Below are 13,373 nucleotides of genomic sequence, written 5' to 3'. Positions count from 1 at the left end.
CCCCCTGCCCTCGCCGGCCCCGATCAGGCGTGTCGACCGTGAAGCGAGCGCCTGCCAGCAGCGGTGCGCGCGCATGATCCACTCGCCCATCAAGCTGCGTCATCTGGTCGCTTTCCAGGAGGTCGCCCGTCTCGGGCGCCTGAAAAGCGCTGCGGATGCACTGTCGATCACCCAGCCGGGCATGTCCAAGACCATCCGCGAGCTGGAAGACAGCCTCGGCGTGAAGCTGTTCGAGCGGCTGCCGCGCGGGGTGCGGCTGACCCCGGCCGGGCGTACGCTGTTGCGGCACGCCGCGCCGGCCCTGCGCTCGTTGCGCGAAGGCATCGAGGCGATTCGCCAGGACAGCACCGAGAGCGTGGTTCGGCTTGGCGCCCTGTCCAATGTCGAAGGCGGACTGCTGCCCGCCGTGCTTGAACACCTGCATCGCGCCCATCCGCAAATGCGCATCGAGGTCGACACGGGCACGAGCGCGGCCCTGCTTGCACGGCTGCGGCTGGGCGAACTCGATCTCGTGCTCGGGCGCATGAGCGAAGCCGAAGAGATTCGTGATCTCCAGTTCGAACATCTCTATTACGAACCTCTGATCGCGGTGGTACGTCGCGAGCACCCGTTGCTCGCCGACATCAACCGCATCGGCGAACCGGGCCACTATTCGTGGATCGTGCCCCCGCGCGGGACAACGCTGCGCGAGCAGCTCGAACGTTTCTGGGTCGAACAGGCCGCGCAGCCGCCGCGGCTGGCGATCGAGACGCTCTCCCTGCCCTTGAGCGCGCGCTATGTTCACTTATCGGATGCGGTATGGGTGACCCCCGCAGACACGGCGCGCGCGTTTCTCGAAACCGGTGACATGGTGCGTCTGCCGCACCAGATCGAAGTGCGTGGCGGCTCGGTGGGATTCGCCACAAACAGCAGTCATCCGCTATCCACGGCGGTGTCGACATTCTGCCACCACCTGCGTCGGGTGGCCGCAGACTATCCGCCCGAAGATCACAGCGCATAACCGACTGGTTATGCCGAGTGGTGTGACTTTCACTTGGCAGCGACACCCGTTGCGCCAGAATTGAACGCATAACAAAGTGCACCGTCCAGACGCATCTCCCGCGATACGTGCCGGCCGCGTGCGATACCGCAGGAGATACCCATGGCGCAGAACGACCGCACTGCTTTCGTCATGCGCGATCGTGGCTGGCACCCGCCGGCCTATGCACCGGCCTACAAGACGTCGGTCGCCCGGTCGCCGCAGCAGGCGCTGATGAGCCTGCAGACGCCCACCGCATCGGAACTCACCGGCCCCGACTTCGACCACTTCGCCCTCGGCCCGGTCGATAACGACCTGCTGCTCAATTTCCGCCCCGGCACCGATCGCGACGGTCTGCCGATCGGCGAGCGCATCATCGTCTACGGGCGCGTGGTGGATCAGTACAACAAGCCGGTGGCCGGCACGCTGGTCGAGATCTGGCAGGCCAACGCGGGCGGGCGATATCGACACAAGAAAGACGCCTACATGGCGCCGCTGGACCCCAACTTCGGCGGCGTGGGCCGCACGGTCACCGACGCCGACGGCTGGTACCGCTTTCGTACCATCCGGCCCGGCCCCTATCCGTGGCCGAACGACGTCAATTCCTGGCGCCCGGCACATATCCATGTCTCTGTGATGGGCCCGTCGATCAGCACGCGGCTGATCACCCAGCTCTATTTCGAGGGCGATCCGCTCATCCCGATGTGCCCGATCGTGAACACGCTCGATGACCCGGAGGCTGTCGACACGCTGGTGGCGCGGCTGGACAAGGCCGGCTCGCGACCGATGGACAGCCTCGCCTACCGCTTCGACATCGTGACCCGCGGCGCGCTGCAGACCTATTTCGAGAACCAGGGCTAGGCCATGACGCAACCCACGAAAAACGGCCAGCTTCTGTACCCGGAGTCGCCCTCGCAGACCGCCGGGCCCTATGTGCATATCGGCCTGGCGCTGGAAGTCGCCGGCCTGCCGCCACGCGACTTCGAGATCGGCCCGGAAATCGCCACCGCCGAGGCCGCGGGCGAGGCGATCGAGATCGTGGGCACGGTCATCGACGGCAACGGCGACGTGGTCGACGATATTCTGGTCGAGGCCTGGCAGGCCGACGCCGAAGGCATTTACCAGACCGATTACCGTGCCGATCGCGCCTTTCGCGGCTTCGGCCGCACCGCGCCGGGTGAACACGATGACGGGCAGTGGTGGCTGCACACGATCAAGCCCGGGCGAGTGGCGCATCCGAGCAGTGCGCCCATGGCGCCGCACATCAACCTCATGCTGTTCGCGCGCGGGATCAACATCCACCTGAACACCCGGGTCTATTTCGACGACGAGGCCGAGGCCAACGCCGCCTGTCCGTTTCTCGCGCGCGTGCCTGCCGGACGGCGCGACACCCTGATCGCCACCCGCGAGCACGGCGGCGACACGCCCCGCTATCGCGTGGCGATCCATCTCCAAGGCCCGCGCGAGACGGTGTTCTTCGACTTCTAGATACAACAACGGCGCCGGGCGCCTGCCAGTGCCTGGCCAACCACCGGAGGATTGCCATGAAGACCCAGGTCGCCATTATCGGCGCGGGCCCGTCTGGCCTGCTGCTGGGCCAGCTGCTGGCCCAACGCGGCATCGACAACGTGATTCTGGAGCGTCGGTCCGGCGAGTATGTGCTTTCGCGCATTCGTGCCGGCGTGCTCGAACAGGGCACGGGGGATCTGCTGCGCGAAGCCGGCGTGTCCGACCGCATGGACAGCGAAGGCCTGCCGCACACCGGGTTCGCACTGGCCTTTGGCGGCCGCCAGATTCGTGTCGATCTGGAAGAACTCACCGGCGGCAAGAACGTGCTTGTCTATGGCCAGACCGAAGTCACCCGCGATCTCATGGATGCCCGCGCGACCATTGGCGCCACCACCTGCTGCGAGGCCGACGACGTCCAGCCGCACGATCTGGAAACCGACGCCCCCTACGTGACCTTTACCCACGAGGGCGAACAGAAGCGCCTGGACTGCGACTACATCGCCGGCTGCGACGGTTTCCACGGCGTAGCGCGCACCTGCATCCCGGCCGACCGGCTCAAGACTTTCGAACGCGAATACCCGATCGGCTGGCTGGGTCTGCTCGCCGACACACCGCCCGTGGACGAGGAGCTGATCTACGCCAGCCACGAGCGCGGCTTCGCGCTGTGCAGCATGCGCTCGTCCACGCGCAGCCGTTACTACATCCAGGTGCCGGATACGGAAGATGCCGACGACTGGTCCGACGACGTATTCTGGGCCGAGCTCAAGCGCCGCCTCCCCGCGCACGTGGCCGATCGCCTCGTGACCGGCGAGTCGATCGAGAAGAGCGTGGCGCCGCTGCGCAGCTTCGTGGCCGAACCCATGCAGCATGGCCGGCTGCTGCTGGTCGGCGACGCCGCGCATATCGTGCCGCCGACCGGCGCAAAGGGGCTGAACCTGGCCTGCAGCGACGTGAACACGGCGTTTCGCCTGCTCACGAAGATCTACGAAGACGGGCGCACCGACCTGCTCGCCCGCTATTCACAAACCTGCCTGCGCCGGGTCTGGAAATCCGAGCGCTTCGCCTGGTGGATGACATCGAACCTCCACCTGTTCTCCGAGAACGACAACTTCCTCAGCCGCATGCAGCGCGCAGAGCTCGATTACTACACCCAGTCCCGTGCCGGGCTGACCACCATCGCCGAGAACTATGTCGGCCTGCCCTTCGAGACGCTGGAGGAAAACGCCTGAGCCGGCACCGACCCGTGGTTTGCCAGCGCCCCACCCGGCCTGCACCCTGCCTTCTTGATTCGAACGCGACGCGGAGAAGATCATGAACCGAACCCGTCCCCCCTTTCGTTGCGACCATGTCGGCAGCCTGCTGCGCCCGGCCGCGCTCATGGACGCCCGCGCCCGATGCGCCCGCGGCGAGATCGACGCCGACGCCCTGCGCGCGGTCGAGGACGAGGCCATCGCAGACGTGGTGCGCAAACAGGAGAACGTGGGCCTGCAATGCGTGACCGACGGCGAGTTTCGTCGCGCCTATTTCCATCTGGATTTTCTGCAGCAGCTCGACGGTGTGAGCGTGACCGGCGGCATTAGCGCCAATCCGAACGCCAAGGCGTCCGGCGACGGCTTCACCCCGCCGAAGCTCAGCGTGACCGGCAAACTGAGCCACGCACGCAATATCCAGGTCGCCGACTATGAATACCTGGCATCGCAGAGCCAGGTCATGCCGAAGGTTTCCATCCCGTCGCCGACCATGGTGCATTTCCGGGGCGGACGCGCGGCGATCGACATCGAGGCCTATCCCGAGCTCGACGCGTTCTTCGAGGATCTGGCCCAGTGCTATCGCGACGAAATCCGCGCGCTGTACGACGCGGGCTGTCGCTATATCCAGCTCGACGACACCAATCTCGCCTATCTGTGCGACCCGGACATGCGCGCCGCCGCGGCCGATCGCGGCGACGACCCCAACGAGCTCCCGCATCGCTACGCCGAGCTGATCAACGCCGCGCTGGCCGGCAGGCCCGATGACCTGACCGTGGGCGTGCATCTGTGTCGCGGTAACTATCGCAGCACCTGGTTTGCCCAGGGCAGCTACGAGCCGGTCGCCGACGTGCTGTTCAATGAACTCGACGTCGACGCCTACTTCCTCGAATACGACGACGAACGCTCGGGCGACTTCGCGCCGCTGCGCTTCGTGCCCCAAGGCAAGGATGTCGTGCTTGGGCTGGTGTCCTCCAAGCTGTCCACGCTCGAGTCGAACGACGAGCTGGCCAAGCGTATCGACGAGGCAGCGCAGTACGTACCGCTGGACCAGCTCTGCCTGAGCCCGCAATGCGGGTTCTCGAGCACGGCGGAGGGCAACGAGATCACCGAGGATGATCAGTGGGCCAAGCTCGAACGCGTGGTGAAGACCGCCGAACAGGTCTGGGGCTAGATCGGGCTGGACCGGACCGTGGGCCGCGCTTAGTCGATAAGCCGATTCAGCTCGTCGACGAGCGCAGCATTCACGCGTACGAAACCGTTCGCCAGCGTCTGGCGTCGCGCTGCGCGCCGACGCTGTGACGGCAAACGCGCCCCCTGCTCGACGATGCCGTCGAACAGCCGCTCGGCGGCCACATCGCGATCCGTTGTATCGGGGGCGAAGGCAGCGGGGTCGAGCGCCAGAATCAATTCGCCGTGAAACGGCGCTGCGCCACGCCCGGCGTCGAAGTGCTGCGACTGTTCGCTGGTCAGGTCGCCAATCAACGGGCCGGCCAGCAATTCGATGAGCGTCGCCAACGCGCTGCCCTTGTGCCCGCCGAAAGGCAGCATCGCGCCCTCGAGTGCAGCCCGGGCATCGGTGGTGGGTGCGCCAGCACAATCCAGCGCCCGGCCCGGTTGCAGGGCGCGATCCTCACGCGCGTGCAGTTCGATATCGCCGCGCGCGATGGCGCTGGTGGCAAAGTCGAACACATAGGGTTCCTGATCCGGGCGCGGCCAGGCAAAAGCCAGCGGATTGGTCCCGAACAGGCCGCGCTTGCCGCCGAAGGGCGCGACCCAGGCATGGCTCGGCGTCATCGCCAGCCCGACCAACTGCTCTGCCGCCAGTCGTTCGACCTCGGGCCATAGCGCGGTGAGATGAAAACAGCGGTTGATCGCCATCGCCGCGATGCCGCCACGGCGTGCCTTGTCGATGAGCATCGGCAGCCCGCGTTCGAATGCCAGCGGCGAAAATCCGCCCTGCGCGTCGACCTTCACCACGGCTGCCGCGTGATCGATTACATCCGGTGCAGCACAGCCATCGGCCAGCCCGTCACGGCAGGCGTGCACGATACCGATCAGGCGATAGATGCCGTGGGAATGACAGGCATCGTGTTCGGCGGCGAGCACGGTATCGGCGATCGCGCGACTGTGTTCCGCGTCGAAACCGTTGTGGCGTAGAACCGCGTGCGCGAGCCGGGCGAGCTCATCGAGCGGAATTTCGCAGGTTTCGTCCATCGATCGTGGATTGGCCGGCGTTATGAGTCATCGCGACGCGCAAGAATACGCGCGGCGGTCTTGATATGCGGTTCGTCCACCATGCGTCCGTCGAGCGAGAACGACGCCGCGTCGGGATCGGCTTCGCGCAGGGCCTGAACTCGCTGCGCCCAGTCCAGGGCGGCGGCATCGGGCGCGAGGCCGGCATTGATCGGGTCGAGCTGGGCCGGATGAATGGCCATCTTGGCGACATAGCCAAGCTCGCGTGCCAGCGCACACTCGTCGGTAAGCGCCTCCATGTCGCGGAAATTGGCGCTGATGGTGTCGATCGCGTCGACGCCGGCCGCGCCCGCCATCAGCAGGCAATGCATCTGCACGGTGTGCAGCAGCCGTTCTTGTGCCGGCGTCGCACCGGGCAACGGCACGCGCCCGAGTGTGGCGGACAGATCCTCGGTGCCCCAGCTGTAGCCGCGCAGGCGCGGGTGCCCTTCGGCGAGGCTCGATGCCTGGGTGCCCACCATCGCAGTGGCGGTCTCGGTAATGATGCCGACGATGCCGGTCGCGCCCCGCGCGAGACCATCGCGCGTTTCCAGCGCATCGAGCCAGTGGCCCATCCGCAGGAGCTGTTCGCGATTCTCGAGTTTGGGATGGAACACGCCGGTCACGCGGTCCAGCGGCAGGGTCGCCAGCTCGGCCAGTGCCTGGGCGGGGTCCGACGCGTTCAGCCGCACCCAGAGTTCGCGTGGGCCGGCCACATCCGCCGTGCGCAGGAATTCGCAGGTGGTCGACAGCGCCTGCGTCTTGTTCGCCGCGGCCACCGAATCCTCGAGATCGAGAATCAAGGCATGGGCGGCCGACTGCGCCGCCTTTTCCATCTTGCGCGCCGAGTCGCCGGGCACGAACAGATAGGATCGTATGGCCTTCATGCCGCGCTCTCGCCGCGGCAACGCATCATCGCCTGACGCGTGCAGGTCGCCACCTCGTCGCCGTGCTGGTTGTAGGCGCGGTGAATGAATTCGATGATGCCGACCTCCGGTTTTGAACGGCTGCGCCGGGCACTGGCGACCTCGGAGACCACCGAAATCGTGTCGCCCTGAAATACCGGGTTGGGAAAGCGCGTGTCCGTCATGCCGAGGTTGGCGACGGTGGTGCCCAGCGTGGTGTCGTGCACGGATATGCCGATCATCAGCGCGAGCGTGAACAGGCTGTTCACCAGTGGCTGGCCAAACTGGCTCTGCTCGGCGAAGTGACGGTCGATATGCAGCGGCTGCGGGTTCATGGTCATGCCGCAGAAGAGCATGTTGTCGGCCTCGGTCGCCGTACGGGTGAGCGCGTGCTCGAAACGCTGACCCACCTCGAATTCCTCGAAATACAATCCGGCCATTGGCCTCTCCTTCATTTACGGCGTCAACGCGACGTGCACGTCATGCGGATGTGTCTGGGGCGTCGGCTTCGAACTCGAACAGCTCCGCGCCCTCGCCCACCTGATCGCCTACCGCGCAGTCGTAGCGTACGACGGTGCCGCTGGCCGGCGCCTTGATCGTGAGTTCCATCTTCATCGCTTCCATGACGAGTATCGGCGTGCCGGCTTCGACGTGCGCGCCGGCATCGTGATTGATGGCCACGATCGTGCCCGGCATGGGGGCCGTCAGCTCGGCCTGCGGATCGTCCACCGCCCCGGCTTCGGCGAGCGGATCACGCCAGGCGATCTCGTAGTGGGCGCCGGCGGCGAACACATGGCGCGCCGCGGCCGGGCCGACCAGCGAGACATCCTGTTGCGACGCGCCGTAGATCAGTCGATAGCGCGCGCCTTCACTCGGTTCGAGCGCGGCCCGTTCGCCGTCCACATGGAGCGCGTCGTCGGCATAGGCCACGCGGATTTCGCGTTCCTGATCGCCCGCCGTAAACACGAGTGTTCGATGCTGGCGTGCATTGAGCCGCCAGCCGTCGACGGCTGCCCAGGGCGACGCGCCGGTCGCGACGCGCGCGCGTTCGTCGGCCAGCAGGGCCAGCGCCGCGGCGTGGAAGAACACGGCCGGCACATCCGGGCTCGCAGGCGCGAGGGTTTCCATCTCGCGCTCGATCAGCCCGGTATCGACCTTGCCGGCACGAAAGACGTCGTGATCAATCAGCCGGGCGAGAAAATCGCCGTTGTGGCGTACGCCCACGATCTGCAGGTCGGCGAGCGCGCTCAACATGCGCTCCACGGCGGCCGCGCGGTCGACGTCCCAGACGATCAGCTTCGCGATCATCGGGTCATAGTGCGGCGTGATTTCATCGCCCTGTTCGACGCCACTGTCCAGGCGCACATGCGCCGATGCCGGCGGCGCGACGAAATGCGCCAGTCGACCGATCGAGGGCAGAAAGCCGCGCGCCGGGTCCTCGGCATAAAGCCGCACTTCGATGGCGTGACCGTCGATCGCGAGCGCCGACGGCTCACGCGGCAGCGGCTCGCCGGAGGCGACGCGCAGCTGCCATTCGACCAGGTCGAAGCCAGTGATCATTTCCGTGACCGGATGCTCGACCTGCAGGCGTGTGTTCATCTCCATGAAATAGAACGCGCCGCTGTCGTCGGCGATAAACTCGACCGTGCCCGCGCCGACATAGTCGACCGCGCGCGCCGCGTTGCAGGCCGCCTCGCCCATGCGCGCACGCTGGGCTTCGTCGATACCGGGCGCCGGGGCTTCCTCCACGACTTTCTGGTGCCGGCGCTGGGCCGAGCAGTCGCGCTCGAACAGGCTCACGGTGTGGCCGTGTTGATCCGCGAATATCTGGATTTCGATATGGCGCGGGCGTTCGAGATACTTTTCGATCAGCACATGGTCATCGCCGAAACTAGCTCGCGCTTCGCGCTGGCAGGACGCCAGTTCCTCGGCAAAGGCATCCGCCGAGCGCACCACGCGCATGCCCTTGCCCCCGCCACCGGCCGACGCCTTGATGATGGCGGGATAGCCGATGCGATCCGCCTCGGCCTGCAGACGCTCCGCGTCCTGGTCGTCACCGTGGTAACCCGGCACCAGCGGCACGCCGGCCTCGTCCATCAGGCGCTTGGCGGCCGACTTCGCGCCCATCGCGCGGATCGCTTCCACCGGCGGGCCGATGAAGATCACGCCGGCGTCGTGACAAGCCTGGGCGAACGCCTCGTTCTCGGAGAGGAAGCCGTAACCGGGATGGATCGCCTCAGCGCCCGCGCGTTGCGCCATCTCAATGAGCCGCTCGCCGCGTAGATAGCTCTCGCTCGAAGCGGCCGGGCCCACGCAGAACGCTTCGTCGGCCATGCGCACATGGCGGGCGGCGGCATCGGCTTCGGAATACACGGCGACGGTACGCACACTCAGCCGGCGGCAGCTGTCGATGATGCGGCAGGCTATCTCGCCACGGTTGGCGATGAGTATCTTCTTGAACATGGTCTCGATCCCTGCCGGCTACATGCGGAAGATGCCGAACCGCGTTTCGGCGATCGGCGCGTTCGCGGCGGCGGCAAGGCCCAGGCCGAGCGTACGCCGCGTCTGTGCGGGGTCGATGATGCCGTCGTCCCAGAGCCGCGCGGTGGCGTAGTACGGGCTGCTCTGCGTCTCGAACTGCTCTTGGGTGGGTTTCTTGAAAGCCGCTTCGTCGGCTTCGGACCAGTGCTCGCCGCGGGCTTCCACCGCATCCCGGCGTACCGTGGCCAGCACACGCGCGGCCTGCTCGCCGCCCATTACGGAGATACGCGAGTTCGGCCAGCTCCAGAGAAAACGCGGGCTGTAGGCGCGCCCGCACATGCCGTAGTTGCCGGCGCCGTAGGAGCCGCCGACCAGAACCGTGAACTTGGGCACCTGCGCGGTGGCCACCGCGGTCACGAGCTTGGCGCCGTGGCGCGCGATACCCTCGTTCTCGTACTTGCGCCCGACCATGAAGCCGCTGATGTTCTGCAGAAAAAGCAGCGGGATACGACGCTGCGCGCACAGCTCGACGAAATGCGCGCCCTTCACGGCGGACTCCGAAAACAGCACGCCGTTATTGGCGACGATGCCCACCGGATAACCGTGGACATGGGCGAAGCCGGTCACCAGCGTGGTGCCGAAACGCGCCTTGAACTCGTCCAGCCGTGAACCGTCGACGATACGGGCGATGACTTCGCGAATATCGAACTGCTTGGACAGATCCGCCGGCACGATGCCGTACAGCTCGTCCGAATCGTAGATCGGCGGCTCGGGCGGGGCCGACTGCGCGATCGACGGCGTGGCCACCGGCAGATGACCGACGATACGACGCACGATCGACAAGGCATGGGCGTCGTTCTCCGCCAGATGATCGGCCACACCGGACAGGCGGGTATGCACATCGCCGCCGCCCAGATCCTCGGCGCTGACCTCTTCGCCGGTCGCGGCTTTCACCAAAGGCGGGCCACCCAGAAAGATCGTGCCCTGATCGCGCACGATCACCGCTTCGTCCGACATCGCCGGCACGTAGGCACCGCCGGCGGTACAGGAACCCATCACGCAGGCGATCTGCGGAATACCCCGCGCGGACAGATTCGACTGGTTGTAGAAGATGCGCCCGAAATGATCGCGGTCGGGAAAGACTTCATCCTGCATCGGCAGGAAGGCGCCCCCCGAATCGACGAGATAGACACAGGGCAGCCGATTGTCGAGGGCGATCTCCTGCGCGCGCAGGTGTTTCTTCACCGTCACCGGATAATAGGTGCCGCCCTTGACCGTGGCGTCGTTGGCCACGATCACGCACTCGCGGCCCTGGATACGGCCGATGCCGGCGACCACGCCTGCAGCCGCGATACGCCCGTCGTACATGTCGTGTGCGGCCAGCGGCGCGATTTCGAGAAACGGCGTGCCCGGGTCGAGCAGCAGATCGATCCGCTCGCGCACCGGCAACTTGCCGCGATCGATATGCTTCTGGCGCGCGGATTCCGAGCCGCCGAGCGCGGTTTCTTCGGTGATCTGTCGCAGCGTACCGACCAGCTCGCTCAGCGCGGCATGATTGGCGCGATACTCGTCGCTGCGCGTGCTGACGTTGGAGGCGATGACGCTCATCGGTCGCCCCTAGCGGTTTTCGTTGAACAGTTCGCGGCCGATGAGCATGCGCCGGATTTCCGATGTGCCGGCGCCGATCTCGTAGAGCTTGGCGTCGCGCCACAGGCGCCCGGTCGCGTATTCGTTGATATAGCCGTTGCCGCCGAGTGCCTGGATCGCCTGGCCAGCCATCCACGTCGCCTTTTCGGCACTGTAGAGGATCGCGCCCGCGGCGTCCTTGCGCGTGGTCTGGCCTCGATCGCAGGCGCGCGCCACGGCATACACATAGGCCCGGCAGGCGTTGAAGCCGACATACATGTCCGCCAGCTTGGATTGCATGAGCTGGAACTCGCCGATCGCCTGGCCAAACTGCTTGCGCTCATGCACGTACGGCACGACTTCGTCGAGACAGGCGGCCATGATGCCCAGCGGGCCACCCGAGAGCACGACCCGCTCGTAGTCGAGGCCGGACATGAGCACATTCACGCCGCGACCGACCTCGCCCAGTACATTCTCTTTCGGGACCTCGCAATCCTCGAACACTAGCTCGCAGGTGTTGGAGCCGCGCATGCCCAGTTTGTCGAGCTTCTGCGCGGTCGAGAATCCCGGGAATTCCTTTTCGATGATGAACGCCGTGATGCCTTTCGAACCGGCGTCCGGGTCGGTCTTGGCGTAGACGATCAGCGTGTCGGCATCCGGCCCGTTGGTGATCCACATCTTGTTGCCGTTGAGAACATAGCGGTCATCGCGGGCGTCGGCGCGCAGCTTCATGCCCACCACGTCTGAACCCGCGCCCGGCTCGGACATGGCGAGTGCGCCGATATGTTCACCGGAAACGAGCTTCGGCAGGTATTTTTCCTTCTGCGCGTCACTGGCGTTGCGCCGCAGCTGATTGACGCACAGGTTGGAATGCGCGCCGTAGGACAGCCCCACCGAGGCGGAAGCGCGCGAAATCTCCTCCATCGCGACGACATGGGCCAGATAACCCAGCTCGGTCCCGCCATAGGCTTCATCGACGGTCAGGCCCAGCAAGCCGATATCGCCGAACTGGGGCCAGAGTTCGTTCGGAAACACGTTGTCGTGGTCGATCTGCGCGGCGCGCGGTGCGATCTCGTTGCCGGCGAACTGACGTGCCAGTTCACGCAGCTGGTCGACATCCTCACCGAGGCCGAAATCCATTGATGCCAGATCCATGACTGCTCTCCTGCGCTCTCGTGATCGACCGTTGCCGCCGTGTGATAGTCCGCCGCGCGCCGCGGAACGGTCCGCAGGCACGCATCGGTGGAGTTCGCTTCGAAGATGCAACATACTCAAGTGAATCCGGATTCGCAAAACAAATCACAATTCATTTGTGATCGATTCGCTTATGGCCTACCAGCGTTCTCCGCTCATGGAAGAGCGGCTTGCCGACAATCGCGCTCGCATCATGCGGGCGACACGCCAACTGATCGCTGCGGGCGGCTTTCGGGAAGTCTCGATCACGGCAGTCGCGCGCGACGTGGGACTATCGACCGGCGCGATCTATCGCTACTTTCCTTCCAAGTCGTCGCTTTACGTGCAGGCGCTGGTGGATGCGGTGGACCATGAAGTCGGCATCCTGCGGCGGATTATCGCGACACCCGAGCCGGCAGCGGATCGCCTGCGCGCGGCCATCCGGTCGTTCACGCGTCGCGCCCTGAAGGGGCCTCATCTGGCGTATGCCTTCATTGCCGAACCCATCGACGCAGACGTGGACGCCGGACGCATCGTCTGCCGCGAGCGCTTCGGCGAGGTTTTCAAGGACGTGCTGCGGGACGGCATCGAGAGCGGCGAGTTTCCGGACCAGTCCATCGATGTGAGCGCGGCGTGTCTGGTCGGCGCGTTCACCGAGGCGTTGGTACGCCCCGTGACGGCCACGGAAAAACCCGCCGACGAGCAGCGGCTGGTCGACGCCATCACCGATTTCTGCTTTCGCGCCGTCGCGGCCCGCGGCTAGGCGCTCTCCTTCGGGCGGGTGCGGCCAGCGCCACCCCGTTCAGCCGCGCTCTGCGCGGTTGTCGAACTATTTTTATTTGTCCGGAGTTCGATGAGTCTTGGGCATAAAAAAAGGCTCTCCAATTACGGGAGAGCCTTTTATGCAATGGCGGGCCCGGGAAAGATTACTCGCGGCTGCGCCGCTCGCCCTTCGGGCTCGTGCAGCTCGCGCTGCACGATTCAGCCGCTGCGCGGCTGTCGAACGGCTTGTTTATTTGTCGGGAGTTCGAATGCGTCGTTAGAAACAAAAGAGGCTCTCCGTGTTTGGAGAGCCTCTCTGCTATGGCGGGCCCGGGAAGATTACTCGCGGCTGCGCCGCTCGCCCTTCGGGCTCGTGCAGCTCGCGCTGCACGATTCAGCCGCTGCGCGGCTGTCGAA

12 protein-coding genes are annotated in these 13,373 nt (G+C 65.8%); 6 read left to right on the top strand and 6 right to left on the bottom strand.

Going from position 1 to position 13,373, the window contains the following annotated elements; translation table 11 throughout:
• The first annotated feature begins 73 nt into the window (after positions 1 to 73).
• The 5 genes from J7355_RS13710 (at position 74) to J7355_RS13690 (ending at position 4,948) form a co-directional block, all read left to right on the top strand.
• Positions 74 to 1,000 carry a LysR substrate-binding domain-containing protein gene (locus J7355_RS13710; protein WP_209063635.1) on the top strand — a complete coding sequence of 309 codons (927 nt, stop codon included), beginning with the start codon at positions 74 to 76 and terminating at the stop codon, positions 998 to 1,000.
• 141 nt (positions 1,001 to 1,141) lie between these two features.
• Complete coding sequence (pcaH, locus tag J7355_RS13705) at positions 1,142 to 1,879, top strand: protocatechuate 3,4-dioxygenase subunit beta (RefSeq protein WP_209063633.1); 738 nt, start codon at positions 1,142 to 1,144, stop codon at positions 1,877 to 1,879.
• 3 nt (positions 1,880 to 1,882) lie between these two features.
• Positions 1,883 to 2,506: a protocatechuate 3,4-dioxygenase subunit alpha gene (gene pcaG, locus J7355_RS13700; protein ID WP_209063631.1), complete on the top strand. Its 624-nt coding sequence runs from the start codon at positions 1,883 to 1,885 to the stop codon at positions 2,504 to 2,506.
• A gap of 56 nt (positions 2,507 to 2,562) precedes the next feature.
• Complete coding sequence (gene pobA, locus J7355_RS13695) at positions 2,563 to 3,756, top strand: 4-hydroxybenzoate 3-monooxygenase (protein WP_209063629.1); 1,194 nt, start codon at positions 2,563 to 2,565, stop codon at positions 3,754 to 3,756.
• 82 nt (positions 3,757 to 3,838) lie between these two features.
• Positions 3,839 to 4,948 (top strand): 5-methyltetrahydropteroyltriglutamate--homocysteine S-methyltransferase, encoded by a 1,110-nt coding sequence (locus tag J7355_RS13690; RefSeq protein WP_209063628.1) that lies wholly within the window; start codon positions 3,839 to 3,841, stop codon positions 4,946 to 4,948.
• Between the two features lie 29 nt (positions 4,949 to 4,977).
• Here the strand turns inward: J7355_RS13690 and J7355_RS13685 are convergent, their stop codons facing one another.
• The 6 genes from J7355_RS13685 to J7355_RS13660 are packed head-to-tail and all read right to left on the bottom strand — an operon-like array spanning position 4,978 to position 12,176.
• The gene (locus tag J7355_RS13685) at positions 4,978 to 5,991 is read right to left on the bottom strand and encodes an Ldh family oxidoreductase (protein WP_209063626.1); all 1,014 of its coding nucleotides are present in this window, start codon (positions 5,989 to 5,991) and stop codon (positions 4,978 to 4,980) included.
• A 20-nt stretch (positions 5,992 to 6,011) separates the two neighbouring features.
• On the bottom strand, positions 6,012 to 6,896 hold the full coding sequence (locus J7355_RS13680; protein ID WP_209063624.1) for a CoA ester lyase: 885 nt from the start codon (positions 6,894 to 6,896) through the stop codon (positions 6,012 to 6,014).
• The gene (locus J7355_RS13675; RefSeq protein ID WP_209063622.1) at positions 6,893 to 7,354 is read right to left on the bottom strand and encodes a MaoC family dehydratase; all 462 of its coding nucleotides are present in this window, start codon (positions 7,352 to 7,354) and stop codon (positions 6,893 to 6,895) included. The genes J7355_RS13680 and J7355_RS13675 overlap by 4 nt, the downstream gene beginning before the upstream one ends.
• A gap of 40 nt (positions 7,355 to 7,394) precedes the next feature.
• Complete coding sequence (locus tag J7355_RS13670; RefSeq protein ID WP_209063620.1) at positions 7,395 to 9,377, bottom strand: acetyl/propionyl/methylcrotonyl-CoA carboxylase subunit alpha; 1,983 nt, start codon at positions 9,375 to 9,377, stop codon at positions 7,395 to 7,397.
• Positions 9,378 to 9,395: 18 nt separating this feature from the next.
• On the bottom strand, positions 9,396 to 11,003 hold the full coding sequence (locus tag J7355_RS13665; protein ID WP_209063619.1) for a carboxyl transferase domain-containing protein: 1,608 nt from the start codon (positions 11,001 to 11,003) through the stop codon (positions 9,396 to 9,398).
• A gap of 9 nt (positions 11,004 to 11,012) precedes the next feature.
• Entirely contained in the window at positions 11,013 to 12,176 is a 1,164-nt protein-coding gene (locus tag J7355_RS13660) for an isovaleryl-CoA dehydrogenase (RefSeq protein WP_209063617.1), read from the bottom strand.
• A 157-nt stretch (positions 12,177 to 12,333) separates the two neighbouring features.
• On the opposite strand from J7355_RS13660, the gene J7355_RS13655 reads away from it, so the two are divergent.
• Positions 12,334 to 12,957, top strand: coding sequence for a TetR/AcrR family transcriptional regulator (locus J7355_RS13655; protein WP_209063615.1), 624 nt, complete (start codon positions 12,334 to 12,336; stop codon positions 12,955 to 12,957).
• Positions 12,958 to 13,373 lie beyond the last annotated feature (416 nt).

The sequence above is a fragment of the Endozoicomonas sp. G2_2 genome, from assembly GCF_017744135.1.
Lineage (GTDB): Bacteria > Pseudomonadota > Gammaproteobacteria > Nevskiales > Salinisphaeraceae > Salinisphaera.
This window is presented reverse-complemented; position numbering and strand designations above follow the sequence as displayed.